This window comes from Frankia sp. Mgl5 (assembly GCF_023242985.1).
In the GTDB taxonomy this organism is placed as follows: domain Bacteria; phylum Actinomycetota; class Actinomycetes; order Frankiales; family Frankiaceae; genus Parafrankia; species Parafrankia soli.
Map to the genome: position 1 here is coordinate 1 of NZ_JALKFY010000003.1, position 17,024 is coordinate 17,024.

The following is a 17,024-nucleotide window of genomic DNA, read 5'->3' on the forward strand; positions in this document are numbered from 1 at the left end:
CGGTCGCGTACCTGCCGGCAGCCCCCGGGTCCCCCGGGGGGGGCCGGGGCCGCGGGGCGCGGGCCCCCGCCGGGCGCCGCGGGGTGGCGTCGCGTGCGGCGGCGTCGTGGGGCGCCGTCGCGTGTGGCGGAGTGGTGCGGGGCCCGGTGCCGGCGGTCAGCCCCCGTAGACCGTCCGCCCGGGCAGTTCCTCCTTGGCGAGCCGGCGGTTGAGGTGCAGGCCCTCCATCGCCAGCTCCAGGGCGGCGGCTGCCAGCCCCGGCGACTCGGCGCCGTCGATGTCGAGGCGGTTGAGGATCGCCGCCAGGCCTGGGACGGGACCGACCCGGCGCAGCAGCTCGGCGGCCGGGACGAGATCGCCCGTCTCGACCGCGCCGTCGCGCTCGAAGCGCTGCTGCAGGCCGGAGAGGTCGGTGCCGGCCAGCTTCGCCCGGAAGGTCTCCGCGATCGCGCGGCGCAGCAGCAGGGCCAGGACCTCGTCCTCGCGGCCCTCCTCGAGCTGGTCGAACTCGACCTTGCCCCGTACCGCCGGGACGATCGCGGCCAGGTCGACGACCCGCGCGGTGGCGGTGTCCTCGCCGGTCAGCGCCGCCCGGCGGACGGCCGAGGCGGCCACCGTCTCCGCCGCCGCCACCGCGAGCCGGGCCGACACACCCGAGCGTTGGTCCACCTGCGGCGCGTCACGCACTGCCCGGGTGAACCGGGCGACCACCTCGATGAGGTGGTCGGGCAGCTCGGGCCGGCCCAGCGGCGAGTCGGCCCAGGAGACCACGGCCTCCTGCCGGATGAGCCGCAGCTCGTCGTCCAGGCGCAGCGGGTAGTGCGTGCGGACCTCGGCGCCGAAGCGGTCCTTCAGCGGCGTGATGATCCGGCCACGGTTGGTGTAGTCCTCCGGGTTCGCCGAGGCGACCAGCAGGATGTCCAGCGGCAGCCGCAGCATGTAGCCGCGGACCTGGATGTCTCGCTCCTCAAGCACGTTGAGCAGCGAGACCTGGATGCGCTCGGCCAGGTCGGGCAGCTCGTTGATGCTGAAGATTCCGCGGTTGGTCCGCGGGACCAGCCCGTAGTGGACGGTCTCCGGGTCGCCGAGGGTGCGGCCCTCTGCGACCTTCACCGGGTCCACGTCGCCGATCAGGTCGCCGACGCTGGTGTCGGGGGTCGCGAGCTTCTCGCCGAAGCGCTCCGAGCGGTGCCGCCAGGCGATGGGCAGCCGCTCGCCCACCTCGGCGAGCAGCAGGCGGCACCGGCCGCACACCGGCGCGTAGGGGTGGTCGTTGATCTCGCAGCCGGCGACGGCCGGCGACCACTCGTCGAGCAGGCCGACGAGCGTGCGGATCAGACGGGTCTTGCCCTGCCCGCGCTCGCCGAGGAAGACGATGTCGTGCCCGGCCAGCAGCGCCCGTTCGACCTGCGGCAGGACGGTGTCGTCGAAACCGACGATGCCCGGGAAACGGGTCTCGTCGGCCCGCATCCTGGCGAGGAGGTTGCCGCGCAGCTCGGCGCGCACCGAGCGCTGCCGGTGCCCTGATCTGCGCAGGTCAGCCAGGGTGATGTCGGTCGGCGGAGTTCCGGACCCGGGGGCGTCGGTCGTCTTCCGGGCCGTCGAGCCGACGGTGATCGGGTTCGTCGGAGGCGTGGACGGACTGTGCGGAGCCGGCGGATCTGCCACCAGCCGACGGTACGTCCACGCCGGCCCGCGCGCAGCGGAGTGGGAGGCCGTCCGCTTATGGCGTACTCCGCCCCGCTCGCCCGCGACGTCCTCAGAACACGTAAGGCGACGTCCTCAGGACGCGTACGGCGCGACCGAGACGATCTCCACGGTGGCCGGCCGGCCGTTGGGAAGCGTGTACTTCACCGTGTCTCCGGCCTTGTGCCCGGTGACCGCGCCGCCCAGCGGGGAGGCGGGGGAGAACACCTCGATGCTCGCGCTGTGGTCCTCGCGTGAGCCGATCAGGAACCGCTCGGTCTCCTTCTCCCCGGGGAAGCGGATCTCGACGATCGTGCCGGGTCCGGCCTCGCCGGACGCGGCGGACGACGCCTGGCCGACGCGCGCGTCGCGGAGCAGGTCCATCAGCTGGCGGATGCGGGCCTCCTGCTTGCCCTGCTCCTCCTTGGCCGCGTGGTAGCCACCGTTCTCCTTCAGGTCGCCTTCCTCCCGCGCGGCCTCGATCTTCGCGGCGATCTCCGTCCGCCAGGTGCCCGTGAGGTAGTCGAGCTCGGAGCGAAGTCGGTCGTAGGCCTCCTGAGTGAGCCAGGTCTGCTGCGTCACGCGTCACGCTCCTCGAGGGATACCAAAGTTCTTACTTTACTGGAGGGAATCATGGTTGCCGGTTTGTCCGACCCCGTTCCGACGACCCCGTTCCGACCTCGTGAGGTCAGCGCACGGCCGACGCCACGGCGGTCGGCACGAGGCCGAGCGGGTGTTCCGGCCGTCCTCGACATCGGTTCGCCCGGCGCGCGCGGCCGTCCGTGCGACGGGCCGGCGCGGCCGTTGACCGGTGGCTCGCTCGAGGCCGGGCCGACGACGATGTCGGAGTGCCGGCCGGCGACCTCGCTGTCTTCGGAGCGTGCGCGGACGGTGTATTCTGCCACGGCTCTCGGTGACTTTTCCAGATCGAAAGTGAACTGGGTCTCGCCGGGTGACCGGGTGGCTTCCGTACCCACCCTGTCGGGGGCGACCGCATGGAACCCGGCGGCCTGCCCGAACGCCGGCCGTGTGCCTGGCCGAACGCCTGCCCTGGCGGCGCTACCGGCCAGTAGCCCGGGTGCTCGGCGGCCGGTGCGAGGCGCTCGCCGGCCCGGGTCAGGCGCTCGCCGTGCGCCCGGCTGTCACCGTGTCGGCCTGGGCCGGGCCCGTCCGGCCGTCAGCCACAATGGTCGCATGTTCCCGGACGAACAGGAGCGTGGTCTGCGGCTCATGGCCGTCCACGCGCATCCCGACGACGAGTCCAGCAAGGGCGCGGCGACGATGGCCCGCTACGCATACGAGGGCCTCGAGGTCCTGGTGGTCACGTGTACCGGCGGCGAGGCGGGCAGCGTCCTCAACCCGGCAATGGACTCTCCCGAGGTGCTGGCCCGGATGACCGAGGTCCGCCGGGAGGAGATGGAGCGGGCGCGGCAGATCCTGGGCGTGCGCCAGGAGTGGCTGGGGTTCCTCGACTCGGGGCTGCCCGAAGGTGACCCGCCGCCGCCGCTGCCGGAAGGGAGCTTCGCCACGCTGGAGCTGGCCGCCGCGTCCCGGCCGCTGGTCCGGCTGATCCGCGAGTTCCGCCCGCAGGTCGTCACGACCTACGACGAGAACGGCGGCTACCCGCACCCCGACCACATCATGACGCACCGGATCAGCGTGGAGGCGTTCGAGGCGGCGGGTGACCCGGCGCGCTACCCCGAGGTCGGCGCCGACGTCGGCCTGGGGCCGTGGCAGCCGCTGAAGCTCTACTACCACCTCACGTTCCACAAGGACCGGATCCTCGCCCTGCACGAGGGAATGCTGGCCGCCGGGCTGGAGTCGCCCTATGCCAAGCGGCTCGACGAGTGGATCGACCGCGCCGAGGACACCGGCCGGCTCACCACCCGGGTGCCCTGCGCCGACTGGTTCGAGGTGCGCGACCGCGCCCTGCTCGCGCACGCCACCCAGGTCGACCCGAGCGGGCCGTGGTTCCAGGTGCCGCTGGCACTGCAGCGCCAGGCGTGGCCCACCGAGGACTACCAGCTCGCCCGGTCGCTGATCGAGGTCGGGGTCCTCCCCGAGGACGATCTGTTCAACGGGATCCGCTGACTGTCGGTGGCGCGGCGTAGGGTCGCGGAACGGGCAGACGCACCGGACATCGACATCGGACAGCGGACACAGGACAGCGAACAGGAGGTGCCGGTCGGTGGGTGACACATCCGGCGGAACGCGGCTCGCCGCGGAGATCGGCACGGGTACCGGTGGCGCTCTCGTGGTCTTCGCGCTGATCCTCGCCTCGGTCGCGTTGTTCACGTTCCTCTCGGGCAGCCTGCGCCGGATGCGGGCGAACGTCGCCAGCGGCGAGTTCGGCTCGGAGGCGCGCGAGCGGGGCCGGGCCGCGGCCGAAGATTCGGCGCCGGCCTCCGAACCGGCGGCAGGCAGCGCGGCGGTGAGCAGTGCGGCGGCAGGCGGCGCCGCGGCCGGTGGCACGGCGACCGGCGCGGAGAAGGACCCGGACCCGGCCTGACCTGCGGCCCGGCCGCTCGGCCGCTCGGTCGCCGGGTGCTGCTCTTGGTACCAGTGCCGCTGCCCGGGTGTTCAGTCGTCCGGGCGGTCGCGGCGGGCACGTTTGATCGTGGAGCGGCGCTTCTTGCCGGCCAGCCGGCGCTCGACCGAGCCGCGGGTGGGGCGGGTCGCCTGGCGCGGCCGGGGCGGCGGCGCGGTGGCCTCCCGGAGGGTGCTGGCCAGCCGGGCGAGCGCGGCCTCCCGGTTGCGGAGCTGGGAGCGGTGCTCGGAGGCGGCGAGCGTGAGCACGCCGTCCACCAGCCGTCCGTCAAGGCGGGACAACGCCCGCTCCCGCATCTGCTCCGGGACGGAGCCCGACCGGGCCAGGTCGAACGACAGTTCGACCCGGGAGTCGGAGGTGTTCACCGACTGGCCGCCGGGCCCGGCGGATCGCGAGTAGCGCCACGCCAGCTCGCCGGCCGGGATTCCGAAGCCCGGCCGGATCACCAGGACGCTCGGCAGCACCCGTCCATCGTGCCAGCCGGCGGTGGTTTCGTCCCGGGAGTTTCGGCCCCACCGCCACAGATCGGCTGGCGGTGGGGCCGGACCCGGCTCAGCCCAGGGCGATGTTCACGATCCGGCCGGGGACCACGATGAGGCGCTTGATGGTGCGCCCGGAGGTGTGCCGGGTGTAGTCCACATGTGCCTCCAGGACCGTGCGCACGGCCGCCTCGTCCGCGTCGGCCGGGACGTCGATCGTGAAGCGCACCTTGCCGTTGACCTGCACCGGCAGCCGCACCGTCGCGGCCGCCGCCAGCGACTCGTCCCCCTCGGGGAAGGGCACGGCGCAGACCGAGCCGGTGTGCCCCAGCCGCGTCCACAGCTCCTCGGCGATGTGCGGCGCCAGCGGCGCGGCCATCAGCACCAACGCCTCGGCCAGCTCCCGCGGCGGGCCGTCGAGCCCGGCGCCGAAGCGCTTGCTGGCCAGGTTCGTCAGCTCGATGAGCCGGGCGACCGCGGTGTTGAAGCGCAGCTCGGCGTAGTCGGCGCGGACGGCCAGGATCGTCCGGTGCAGGGCCTGCGCGGTCTCGTCGTCGAGCGCGGCGGCACGGACCCGTGGCTCCCCGGTGCCCTCGTCGATGATGTTGCGCCACAGCCGCTGCAGGAACCGGTAGGAGCCGACGATGTCGTCGGTGCGCCACGGACGGTGGGCGTCCAGCGGGCCCATCGCCATCTCGTACACGCGCAGCGTGTCGGCCCCGTAGCTGTCGTACATCTCGTCGGGGCTGACGCTGTTCTTGAGGCTCTTGCCCATTTTCCCGGAGCGCCGGTTGACCGGGGCGCCCTCGTGGCTGAACGACCCGTCGGCACCCTGGACGACCTCGGTCGCCGGGACGTACATGCCGCGCTCGTCGGTGAACGCGTCCGCCTGGATGTAGCCCTGGTTGTAGAGCCGCTTGAACGGCTCCCTGGTCGAGACCAGGCCCAGGTCGTAGAGCACCTTGTGCCAGAACCGGGCGTAGAGCAGGTGCAGCACGGCGTGCTCGACGCCGCCGACGTAGAGGTCGACGCCGCCGTCACCGGCCGGGCCGCGCTCGGAGTGCATCCAGTAGCGCTCGACGGCCGGGTCGACGAAGCGCTCGGAGTTCGTCGGGTCCAGATAGCGCAGGTAGTACCAGCAGGAGCCGGCCCACTGCGGCATCGTGTTCAGCTCGCGGCGGTAGCCGCGCGGGCCGTCGCCCAGGTCGAGGGTGACCGTGGTCCACTCGGTGGCCCGGGCCAGCGGGGGGACGGGCTCGCTCTCGTCGTCGTCGGCCATCGCCTTCGGCCGGAAGTCGGTCATCTCCGGGAGCTCGACCGGCAGTTGGTCCTCGGGCACGGCGCGGGGCATGCCGTCGTCGTCGAAGACGATCGGGAACGGCTCACCCCAGTAGCGCTGGCGGGAGAACAGCCAGTCCCGCAGCCGGTAGGAGCGGGTCGCCCGGCCGCGGCCGGCGTCCTCCAGCCAGCTGATCGTCGTCTTGATCGCGTCGGCCTTGGACAGGCCGGCCAGCACGGGCCGGTCCGTGGCGCCGGCCAGATACGAGCCGTCGCCGCTGAACGCCTCCGGCCAGGACGACGCCGGAGCCCCGGCGGCCAGGTCGCGCTCGGCCAGCCACGCCTCGTCGGGCTCCAGGACCGCGGGGATGGGCAGGCCGAACTCCCGGGCGAAGGAGAAGTCACGCTCGTCGTGCGCGGGCACCGCCATGATCGCGCCGGTGCCGTAGCCGAGCAGGACGTAGTCCGCCAGGAAGACCGGGATCACGCCGCCGCCGACCGGGTTGCGGACGTACGTCCCGGTGAACACGCCGGTGCGGTCGATCTCCGTGCCGCCGCGCTGGCGGTCGCTGCGCCGGGCGGCGAACGCCCGGTAGGCGTCGACGGCCGCCTGGGGCGTCCACTCCCCGTCGGTGACACCGGCGGGGCGTTCCTGCGCGAAGCGCCAGCCCGCCGGGGTGTCGGCCGGCCACGAGGTGGCGGTCAGGGCGTCGACCAGCGGGTGCTCCGGCGCCAGGACGAGGAAGGTCGCCCCCGGCAGGGTGTCGGGCCGGGTGGTGTACACCTCGACGTCGATCGGCGCCGGCCCGACCGGGGCATCCGCCCCGCCTGCGCCAGCGGTGTCGCCCGCGCCGGTGACCGTGGAGAAGCGGACGGTCGCGCCGTCGCTCGGGCCGATCCAGTTCCGCTGCATGTGCTTGATGGAATCCGGCCAGTCGACCAGGTCCAGGTCGGACATCAGCCGGTCCGCGTAGGCGGTGATCCGCATCATCCACTGGCGCAGCGGACGGCGGTAGACCGGATAGTTCCCGATGTCGCTGCGACCCTCGGGTGTGACCTCCTCGTTGGCCAGCACCGTGCCCAGCCCCGGGCACCAGTTGACCAGCTCCTCGGAGATGTAGGTCAGCCGGTGCGCGTCGACGACCCGGCGGCGCTCCGTCGCGGTCAGCTCCGACCAGGCGGCCTGCCGCGGGTTCGCCTCGGCCGTGCCGGGCCCGGTCGCGGCGCGGTGCCCGGCGTCGAGCTCCTCGACCAGCTCGCTGATCGGACGGGCCCGCCCTGCGGCCTCGTCGTACCAGCTGTCGAAGATCTTCAGGAAGATCCACTGCGTCCACCGGTAGTACGCGGTGTCGGTGGTGGCGATCTCGCGGCGGGTGTCGTGGCCCAGCCCCAGCCGGGAGAGCTGGCGGCGCATGTTCGCGATGTTCGCCTCAGTCGTCACCCGCGGGTGCTGGCCGGTGTTGATGGCGTACTGCTCGGCCGGCAGCCCGAAGGCGTCGTAGCCGAAGGTGTGCAGGACATGGCGCCCGGTCATTCGCAGGAAGCGGGCGAAGACGTCCGAGCCGATGTAGCCCAGCGGATGGCCCACATGCAGGCCGGTTCCGCTCGGGTACGGGAACATGTCGAGGACGTAGAACGGGTCACGGCCGCGGACCGCCTCGAAGCCCTCGGACAGCGGGCCCGTCGGGTTCGGCGACTCGAAGGTGCCCTCCCGCAGCCACCGCTGCTGCCAGTGCCGCTCGATCTCGGCGGCCAGCCGGGAGTCGTACCGGTGGGGCAGGTCGCCGTCACCGGCCGCGGTTCCCGCGGGCACCGCGGCGGGGCCGCGCTCGGTCGTCTCGCTCATGGCAGGTCGCATCCCAGGGCTTCGATCACTGTTGACCCGCCCGCGCTCGCGCGCCCTGCCGACGACGGCCGTCCGCGGGCCCAGCGAGGTCGTGGCGGTCGAGGCGGTCGTGAACCGGAGCGAGTGAACAGCGGGGATCACCTTCGGCCTCCAGCGTATCGGTTCGGCCATGGCCCCCCTCCTCCCGCGCACGGCTGTCGCGAGACCGTGGGCCGGAGGGGCCCTGATTGCCCTGCCGCGGCCGATGTCCCGGCCGTGGCGATGGCATGGTGGTGCGGTGCCCAACAAGCTCGCGGAGCAGACGTCCCCCTACCTGCTGCAGCACGCCGACAATCCGGTCGACTGGTGGCCCTGGGGGCCCGAGGCGTTCGCCGAGGCCACCACCCGCGGGGTGCCGGTGTTGCTCTCCGTGGGCTACGCGGCCTGCCACTGGTGCCACGTCATGGCGCACGAGTCCTTCGAGGACCCCGAGATCGCCGCGTACATGAACCAGCACTTCGTCAACATCAAGGTCGACCGGGAGGAACGCCCCGACGTCGACTCGGTGTACATGGACGTCACGGTCGCGCTCACCGGGCACGGCGGCTGGCCGATGACGGTGTTCCTCACCCCGGCCGCCGAGCCGTTCTTCGCCGGCACCTACTTCCCACCCCGGCCGATGCGGGGCAGCGCGTCGTTCCCCCAGGTCATGGCGGCCATCGTGGACGCGTGGACGGCGCGCCGGGCGGAGGTCGAGCAGTCCGGGGCGGACATCGCCCGCCAGCTGGCGGAGGCGGTGGCGCCCGGTGGAACGGCGTCCGGCGGTGGGGCCACAACACAGATCACGGCCGACCTTCTCGACCGGGCGGTCGCCGGGCTGGCCGACCGGTTCGACTCCGTGCACGGCGGGTTCGGCGGGGCGCCGAAGTTCCCACCGTCCATGGTCGCCGAGATGCTGCTGCGGAGCTGGGCCCGCACCGGGGACGACCGGGCCCTGGGCATGGTGCGCGAGACCTGCGAGCGGATGGCGCGTGGCGGCATGTACGACCAGCTCGGCGGGGGCTTCGCCCGCTACAGCGTGGACGAGTCGTGGACCGTCCCGCACTTCGAGAAGATGCTGTACGACAACGCCCAGCTGCTGCGGGTCTACCTGCATCTGTGGCGGGCCACGGGCCTGCCGCTGGCCGAGCGGGTGGTGCGTGAGACCGCGGCCTTCCTGCTCGCCGACCTGCGTACCCCCGAGGGGGGCTTCGCCTCGGCGCTCGACGCCGACGCCGTGCCGGCGGGCAGCCCCGGCGGCCATCCCGAGGAGGGCGCGAGCTACTCGTGGACGCCCGCCCAGCTGGTGGACGTGCTCGGCCCCGACGACGGTGCCCTGGCCGCCCAGGTCCTGGGGGTCACCGCGGAGGGGACCTTCGAGCACGGGACGTCCGTGCTGATGCTGCCGGCCGACCCGGAGGACCCCGCCAGGTTCGCCCGGGTCCGGGCGGCGCTGGCCGCCGCGCGCGCCACCCGCCCACAGCCGGCCCGGGACGACAAGATCGTCGCGGCCTGGAACGGTCTGGTCATCGGGGCGCTCGCCGAGGCGGGCGCGTTGCTGGGCGAGCCGTCCTGGGTGGGGGCCGCCGAGCGCGCCGCCGAGCTGCTGCGGGACGTCCACCTGCACGAGGGCCGGCTGTGGCGGACCAGCCGGGACGGCCGGCGCGGCCCCAACGCCGGTGTGCTGGAGGACTACGGGTGCGTCGCCGAGGGCTTCCTCACGCTGCACCAGGTGACAGGCACCGCGGGCTGGCTCGCGCTCGCCGGCGAGTTGCTCGATGTGGTCCGGGCGCGGTTCGCGGCGCCGGACGGCGGCTACTTCGACACCGCGGACGACGCCGAGGCGCTGCTGCGCCGGCCGCGGGACGCCTCCGACTCGGCGACCCCCTCGGGTCAGGCGGCCGTCGCCGGCGCCCTGCTGACCTACGCGGCGCTCACCGGCTCCGCCGATCACCGGGACAGCGCGCGGGCGACCGTCGAGCAGCTCACCCCGCTGTTGAGCCGGGACGCCCGTTTCGCCGGCTGGGCGGGTGCCGTCGCGGAGGCCCTGCTGGCCGGGCCGGCCGAGGTCGCGGTGGTCGGCCGGCCGGATCTGGAGCGTCTGGCCAGGCTCGGCACCGCTCCCGGCGCGGTCGTCGTCACCGAGGGCCCGCTGACCGCGGGCCGGGACGAGCCAGCCGTCTACATCTGCCGGGACTTCGTCTGCGAGCTTCCGGCGCGGACCCCGGAGGAGGTCCGCGCGCGGCTGGGAGTGCGGCTTCCAGCCTGACCCGATTGGCACGGGCCGTTTGTTCGCTGAGGCCGAACGGGCCTGGTCCGGACGGCCCGCGCACTGTCACGATTGGCTGTGTAAGCATGTAATCGGCGGCGCGGGCCGGGCGCGGCGTGAGCGGCCGGCCCGGGCGGGGCCACCGTGCCGCCCGACCGGGCGTGCCATCCGACCAGGTGAGGGGTCTGTCATGGCCGGTCTTCGCGGGCGTGGGGGCGGACGGGGAGGCGAACGGCCCGAGTCCGTCCCGGCCGATGACGTCGCCGCGTGGTTCGCCCGCCGGGTACCCGACGGCTGGTTCACCGGGCCACCGAAGGTCACCGTCGACCGGGACGAGATCACCGTGGTCGGCGCGCTGCCGCCGTCGGACGCGGACCGGGTCGGCCGAATCCGCGGATTTCGCGAGGAGACCCGGGACGCGCGAATCGGCCTGGCCCGGGAGGCGGAACTGCGCTACGGCCGCAGCGTGTCCTGGGGGGTGTCACTCGGAGGTAGTACGGAGTTGTTCACCACCGTGTCCGTTCCGGTGATGACCCGGCTGCGCCAGCCCGAGCGGCAGGTTCTCGACACCCTGGTCGATTCCGGGGTGGCGCGCAGCCGGAGCGAGGCCCTTGCCTGGTGCGTGCGGCTGGTGGGGGAGAACGCCGACACCTGGCTCGCCCGGTTGCGGGAAGCGATGGAAAAGGTAGAGCAGATCCGGTCGGAAGGACCGGGAATCTAGTCCCGTCCCGACTGTCTGCCGTCGAATCTTGGACGGTGGGTCCGACCGGCCGAGGGTGAATCCGCCGGCGGCCACCGGTCACCCGTCCCGGGTGATTCGGCATTTCGTATCCCGGTCGGCCGGGCCAAGGGGCCGGACTGTCGGCTCGGCCGGGTGACCGGTCCGGTGACCGCCCGTGGTGGATCCGGGCACGACCTTCGGTGGCGGGCGGCGGGGCCGCGGTCACCGTCGCGTCACAAACACGTGCGGGTGTGCCGGGAGTCAGCCGAGCATGGCGATCATCAGTGCTGTGTAGTGACAACCGGCGGCGACGAGGGTGAATGCGTGGAACACCTCGTGGTACCCGAAGGTGCTGGGTGCCGGGTCAGGTCGGCGGGTGGCGTACACCAGCGCGCCGAGGCTGTAGCAGGCGCCGCCCACCAGTAGCAGGACCATCGCGGCCACGCCGGCCTGGTGCATCAGCTCGGGTATGACGAAGACGGCGACCCAGCCCAGGGCGATGTAGAGCGGGACGATCAGGAAGCGCGGCGAGTGCAGCCACAGCATGCGCACCAGCACGCCCAGCGCCGCGCCGCCCCAGACGACGGCCAGCACGATGCGTGCGGTGTGCTCAGGCATCGCGATGAGGGCGAATGGGGTGTAGGTGCCGGCGATGAAAATGAAGATCATAGAGTGGTCGAGGCGCTTCATCAGCGAGCGGGCGCGTGAGGTCGACCACATTTTTCGGTGATAGAGGGCACTGGTTCCGAACAGTGCGGCAATGCTGATCGCGTAAACGGCCACCCCGAGGCGGGCCCTCAGTGTCGTGGCCAGTGCCACCGCAATGACGCCGAGTGCGAGGCTCACGGGGAATGCTCCGGCGTGTAGCCACCCCCGCATGCGCGGTCGCACCAGGTCACGCGGATGGGAGTTCGGGGTCGCGTCGTCGGAGCCGACGGTCTGCCGCGCGGGGGAGGCCACGGGGCAGAACGATATCGGGTCGGCATCGGGGTCACGAAGCGGAGCCGACCAGCGGCGGTCAGTCCGTCCCGGTGCGTGATGGATCCTACGTTTCCGCGTACTGCCTACCGCGCGACTCTGCACCGAAAGAGCGGTACAGTCTAATGATCCTGAACGCGGCCTCGAACTGCCCCGTTTCCCATAGGTTTGTACCTGGGTGTCTGGTGGTGTTCGGGTGCGAACGCGGCACCTGGCTCACGGCACTCGCACACGGGACGAGAACGCGACAGGTTCAACTCGACCGGAGGTGTGAGCTGTGACGACCGCGGCACAGATTCCCGGGCTGGATGCCGCCCCCACCAAGCACGCCAGGCTGCTCGCCTGGGTGCGTGAGATCGCCGAACTCACCCAGCCGGACCGTATTGAATGGTGCGACGGCTCGGAATCCGAGTTCGATCGGCTGACATCACTGCTCATCGACAAGGGCACTCTCGTCCAGCTTGACGGCGAGAAACGCCCGAACAGCTTCTACGCCGCTTCGGACCCCAGCGACGTGGCGCGTGTGGAGGACCGGACCTACATTTGTTCGGAAAAGGCCGAGGATGCCGGCCCGACGAACAACTGGCTTGATCCGGCCGAAATGCGCACGAAGCTGGGTGAGCTCTTCTCCGGATGCATGCGGGGACGGACGATGTATGTCGTCCCGTTCTGCATGGGTCCGCTCGGTTCGCATATCTCGGCGCTCGGCGTCGAAATTACGGACTCGCCCTACGTCGTCATCTCCATGCGCACGATGACCCGTATGGGAACTCCCGCGCTGGACCAGCTCGGTGACGACGGCTTCTTTGTCCCGGCGGTTCACTCGCTGGGCGCGCCCCTGGAGCCGGGCGCGACGGACGTCCCGTGGCCGTGTAATTCGACGAAGTACATCACGCACTTCCCGGAGACCCGCGAGATCTGGTCGTACGGCTCCGGTTACGGCGGCAACGCGCTGCTCGGCAAGAAGTGCTACGCCCTGCGCATCGCCTCGGTCATGGCGCGTGACCAGGGGTGGCTGGCCGAGCACATGCTGATCCTCAAGCTGACCTCGCCGGCCGGCAAGGTCCACTTCATCGCCGCCGCGTTCCCGTCGGCATGCGGCAAGACCAACCTCGCGATGCTGATCCCGACGCTGCCCGGCTGGAAGGCCGAGACGGTCGGCGACGACATCGCCTGGATGCGCTTCGGTGACGACGGCCGGCTCTACGCCGTCAACCCGGAGGCGGGTCTGTTCGGGGTGGCGCCGGGCACCGGCGAGGAGACCAACCCGAACGCGGTCAAGACCCTGTGGGGGAACGCGGTCTTCACCAACGTCGCGCGGACCGACGACGGTGACGTCTGGTGGGAGGGCCTCACTCCGGACAAGCCCGCACACCTCATCGACTGGAAGGGCCGGGACTGGACGCCCGACTCGACCGAACCGGCCGCGCACCCGAACGCCCGGTTCACCGTGCCGGCGAGCCAGTGCCCGACCATGGCGCCCGAGTGGGAGAACCCGGCTGGCGTTCCCATCTCGGCGATCCTGTTCGGTGGCCGCCGCGCGACGGCCGTCCCGCTGGTGACCGAGGCACCGGACTGGCAGCGCGGGGTGTTCTTCGGCTCGATCGTCTCCTCCGAGACCACTGCCGCCGCGGCCGGGGCGATCGGCAAGCTGCGACGGGACCCGTTCGCGATGCTGCCGTTCTGCGGCTACAACATGGCCGACTACTTCGCCCACTGGCTGGAGATCGGCAACAAGGCCGACCCGGACAAGCTGCCGCGGATCTACTACGTGAACTGGTTCCGCAAGAGCCCCGAGGGCCGCTACCTCTGGCCAGGGTTCGGCGAGAACAGCCGCGTGCTGGCCTGGGTCGCGAGCCGGCTCGACGGCGAGGCGAAGGGCACGGAGACCCCGCTGGGCATCCTCCCGGCCCCGGGCGAGCTCCCCACCGAGGGCCTGGACGTCTCCGAGGCCGACCTGGAGACGCTGCTCTCCGTCGACACCGAGGTGTGGCGGCAGGAGGCGGAGTTGATCCCGGAGCACTACAACACCTTCGGCGACCGCCTGCCGGCCCAGCTGTGGGCGGAGCACGAGGCCCTCACCAAGCGCCTCAACGGCTGACGGCCAGCCAGCCGGCTCGCGCGGGCTGAGCTCGGCGCGGGCCGGGCTTCTCGAGGACTGAACGGCCTCGAGGGCCAGGCGTCTGGACGGCTGACGACCGGAGGAGACCGACCGCACCGCGGCCGGTGTCCCTCCCCGGGGCGTCGAACCGGCGTCCGCGATCATTCGGGGGGGCGGGTTCGACGTTGCGGGAGAGCGTTGCGGGGAGAGCGGCCCGCGGCCCGTGCCGGCGCGGGGTAGCCGAGGACGGGGTGCGCGCGGGACGGGCCCCGTGCCGTCGAGGCTGGTCCGCGGTGGGAAGAGTCTCACCGCGCCAGGAGGTCCGAGCGCCGCCGGCGCCGCGACCTGAGAAGAACTGATCGGTTTCGGTCCGTGAGATTATTCGCAGAGGGTGACTAGAACCGAGTCTTCGCCGAGCATGGACCACGAAGGGCACACAAAGACAAGCGAAGCGTGTTGTAAGAAGTTGGTCGCCATCTTGCGGGGTGGCGGCTAACGTGAGAGCCCTAGCGTCTCAAGTCGTGGTCCGACATCGGGTCGGCCACTCGGGAGGCCCCTCGGTGCCGCAACTGCGACAACGTCAGGAGGCCGGTACCCGGCTCCTGCTCAGGGGCCCGGTCCCGGATACCTCCGAGTAAGCGGGTGGGCGTGTGCCACGAACGCATGTCGTCGACACAAGCGTGCTGCTCTCTGATCCTGGCGCGCTGCTGCGGTTCGCGGAGCACAATGTCGTGCTCCCCCTGGTCGTCATAGGGGAGCTGGAAGGTAAGCGAAACCACCCGGAGCTGGGTTGGTTCGCCCGGGAGGCACTGCGCATCCTGGACGACCTCCGGATCCGCCACGGCCGGCTGGACCAGCCACTGCCGTTGGAGACCGGTGGAACGCTCCGAGTGGAACTTAACCACACCGACTCGTCCGTGCTTCCACCGGGGTTCCGCGTGGACGACAACGACTCCAGGATCCTCTCGGTGGCCCTCAACCTCGCGCGTGAAGGCGCCGAGGTGGTGCTGGTCACGAAGGACCTGCCGCTGCGTGTGAAGGCATCCGTGGTCGGGCTCGCCGCGGAGGAATACCAGGCACTGTCGCCGGTCGACAGCGGCTGGAGCGGGATGGCGGAGCTGACCGTCAGCCAGGACGATCTCGACCGGATCTACGCCAAGGAGCTCGTCGAGGTCGCGGAGGCGGCCGACCTGCCCTGCCACACCGGCCTCGTGCTCACCGCGCCCGGAGGGAGCGCCTCGGCACTCGGCCGGGTCACCGCCGACAAGTCCATCCAGCTCGTGCGCGGCGACCGGGACGCCTTCGGGCTGCACGGCCGTTCCGCGGAGCAGCGGGTGGCCCTCGACCTGCTCCTCGACCACGAGGTCGGCATCGTCTCCCTCGGTGGCCGCGCGGGCACGGGCAAGTCCGCCCTCGCCCTGTGCGCCGGCCTCGAGGCGGTCATGGAACGCCGGCTGCACCGGCGGGTCGTCGTCTTCCGCCCGCTCTACGCCGTCGGCGGTCAGGATCTCGGCTACCTGCCCGGCAGCGAGAACGAGAAAATGGCACCGTGGGCGCAGGCCGTCTTCGACACCCTCGGCGCGCTCGTGTCGCCCGAGGTCATCGAGGAGATCGTCGATCGGGGCATGCTCGAGGTGCTCCCGCTCACGCACATCCGCGGCCGATCGCTGCACGACGCCTTCGTCATCGTGGACGAGGCACAGTCGCTTGAGCGGGGCGTGCTGCTGACGGTCCTGTCCCGGCTCGGCCAGGGCTCGCGGGTCGTCCTCACCCACGACGTCGCCCAGCGCGACAACCTGCGGGTCGGCCGTCATGACGGAGTCGCCTCGGTCATCGAGACACTCAAGGGCCACCCCCTGTTCGCCCACGTCACCCTGACCCGCTCCGAGCGGTCCCCGATCGCCGCCCTCGTCACAACCATGCTCGAGGACCTGGTGCTCTGATCGGGCCCAACCGGCCGAACTGGCCCAGTTTGGCCTAACCGCCCCGAACCCCGCCCCAACCTCCCGCATCCACTGGACGTCCACCCTCACGGAGCCCCGGGACGCCCAGGGACCGTCGCCGCCCGGGCACGTCGTGGTGCCCGGGAGTCGTCGGGTGCCCGGGGGCGTCGGTGTTCGGGGGAATCCGGGTGTCCGGGAACGCCTGCCCCGACGGCAGGCCCGGGGTGCACGGCGACATCGCTGAACCGTGGCGGGTGAGTGAGTCTATAGACCCTCTCACCCGCAGACCCTCTCACCCGCCACAGACAGTCGCCACATATCGGCCCGGGCGCCAGGATGCTTGGGGGTGCAGGGCGCCGGGAACGGGGTTGGGGCCTGCGGGGGGTCGGGAACTTGGGGAAGTCCGCGGTGGTTGTGTCTGTCGGAACTCCCCGGAGGTGGTTCGCGATGTTCTTCGGTCGCCACAAGACGACCCTCCCGACTGCCGACCAGGCCCTGCCCGGCCGCGGCACACCGATCTTCACCGGCCCCGACCGTCACACCGTCCTCGGCACGTCCTTGCTCGGCCCCTTCCCGGAGGGGCTGCGTACGGCGGTGTTCGGGATGGGCTGTTTCTGGGGTGCGGAGCGCAAGTTCTGGCAGGTCCCAGGGGTGTACTCGACCGCGGTCGGCTACGCGGGCGGGATCACGCCCAACCCGACCTACGAGGAGGCCTGCTCCGGCCTGACCGGCCACACCGAGGCCGTGCTCGTCGTCTTCGACCCGGCGAAGGTCAGCTTCGCCGAGTTGCTGCGGGTCTTCTGGGAGGGCCACGACCCGACACAGGGCATGCGCCAGGGCAACGACGTCGGCACCCAGTACCGGTCGGCGGTCTACACGACCGGCGAGGACCAGGCCGCGGCCGCGCAGGCGAGCCGGGACGCTTTCCAGCGCGTCCTCACCGCCGCCGGCTACCCGGAGATCACCACGGAGATCGCGCCCGCCGGCCCGTTCTACTACGCCGAGGAGTACCACCAGCAGTACCTGTCGGACGCCAAGAATCCCCACGGCTACTGCGGCCTGGGCGGAACCGGAGTCAGCTGCCCCGTCGGCCTCGCGTCAGCGGAGTCCTGAGCGATCGCCAGCCGGTCGGACCAGGCGCTCCGACCGGCTGGCGG

General features: G+C 71.9%; 12 protein-coding genes. 7 read left to right on the top strand and 5 right to left on the bottom strand.

Annotated features, from left to right (window positions below):
* Positions 1 to 156: 156 nt before the first annotated feature.
* Together MXD62_RS02165 and greA are read right to left on the bottom strand one after the other, a co-directional pair.
* The gene (locus MXD62_RS02165) at positions 157 to 1,668 is read right to left on the bottom strand and encodes a sigma 54-interacting transcriptional regulator (RefSeq protein ID WP_248827760.1); all 1,512 of its coding nucleotides are present in this window, start codon (positions 1,666 to 1,668) and stop codon (positions 157 to 159) included.
* A 114-nt stretch (positions 1,669 to 1,782) separates the two neighbouring features.
* Positions 1,783 to 2,268, bottom strand: coding sequence for a transcription elongation factor GreA (gene greA / locus MXD62_RS02170; protein WP_248827761.1), 486 nt, complete (start codon positions 2,266 to 2,268; stop codon positions 1,783 to 1,785).
* Positions 2,269 to 2,880: 612 nt separating this feature from the next.
* On the opposite strand from greA, the gene mca reads away from it, so the two are divergent.
* The gene (gene mca / locus MXD62_RS02175; RefSeq protein WP_248827762.1) at positions 2,881 to 3,777 is read left to right on the top strand and encodes a mycothiol conjugate amidase Mca; all 897 of its coding nucleotides are present in this window, start codon (positions 2,881 to 2,883) and stop codon (positions 3,775 to 3,777) included.
* A 97-nt stretch (positions 3,778 to 3,874) separates the two neighbouring features.
* Positions 3,875 to 4,195, top strand: a complete 321-nt coding sequence (locus MXD62_RS02180; RefSeq protein WP_248827763.1) for a hypothetical protein — start codon at positions 3,875 to 3,877, stop codon at positions 4,193 to 4,195.
* Positions 4,196 to 4,266: 71 nt separating this feature from the next.
* On the opposite strand, the gene arfB is transcribed toward MXD62_RS02180, so the two are convergent.
* Both arfB and MXD62_RS02190 read right to left on the bottom strand, forming a co-directional pair.
* A complete protein-coding gene (gene arfB / locus MXD62_RS02185) occupies positions 4,267 to 4,698 on the bottom strand; it encodes an alternative ribosome rescue aminoacyl-tRNA hydrolase ArfB (protein ID WP_020458478.1) in 432 nt (143 codons plus the stop codon).
* 88 nt (positions 4,699 to 4,786) lie between these two features.
* Entirely contained in the window at positions 4,787 to 7,837 is a 3,051-nt protein-coding gene (locus MXD62_RS02190; RefSeq protein ID WP_248827764.1) for a leucine--tRNA ligase, read from the bottom strand.
* 277 nt (positions 7,838 to 8,114) lie between these two features.
* Here MXD62_RS02190 and MXD62_RS02195 point away from each other — a divergent pair, with 277 nt between their 5' ends.
* On the top strand, positions 8,115 to 10,124 hold the full coding sequence (locus MXD62_RS02195; RefSeq protein ID WP_248827765.1) for a thioredoxin domain-containing protein: 2,010 nt from the start codon (positions 8,115 to 8,117) through the stop codon (positions 10,122 to 10,124).
* 190 nt (positions 10,125 to 10,314) lie between these two features.
* On the top strand, positions 10,315 to 10,845 hold the full coding sequence (locus tag MXD62_RS02200) for a hypothetical protein (protein ID WP_248827766.1): 531 nt from the start codon (positions 10,315 to 10,317) through the stop codon (positions 10,843 to 10,845).
* 261 nt (positions 10,846 to 11,106) lie between these two features.
* Here the strand turns inward: MXD62_RS02200 and MXD62_RS02205 are convergent, their stop codons facing one another.
* Positions 11,107 to 11,724: a hemolysin III family protein gene (locus tag MXD62_RS02205; RefSeq protein ID WP_251081068.1), complete on the bottom strand. Its 618-nt coding sequence runs from the start codon at positions 11,722 to 11,724 to the stop codon at positions 11,107 to 11,109.
* A gap of 376 nt (positions 11,725 to 12,100) precedes the next feature.
* On the opposite strand from MXD62_RS02205, the gene MXD62_RS02210 reads away from it, so the two are divergent.
* From MXD62_RS02210 to msrA, 3 genes are all read left to right on the top strand, one after another.
* Entirely contained in the window at positions 12,101 to 13,924 is a 1,824-nt protein-coding gene (locus MXD62_RS02210; protein WP_071059261.1) for a phosphoenolpyruvate carboxykinase (GTP), read from the top strand.
* Positions 13,925 to 14,574: 650 nt separating this feature from the next.
* Positions 14,575 to 15,867, top strand: coding sequence for a PhoH family protein (locus MXD62_RS39600; RefSeq protein ID WP_248827768.1), 1,293 nt, complete (start codon positions 14,575 to 14,577; stop codon positions 15,865 to 15,867).
* A 447-nt stretch (positions 15,868 to 16,314) separates the two neighbouring features.
* Positions 16,315 to 16,980, top strand: a complete 666-nt coding sequence (gene msrA / locus MXD62_RS02220; protein WP_248827769.1) for a peptide-methionine (S)-S-oxide reductase MsrA — start codon at positions 16,315 to 16,317, stop codon at positions 16,978 to 16,980.
* Positions 16,981 to 17,024 lie beyond the last annotated feature (44 nt).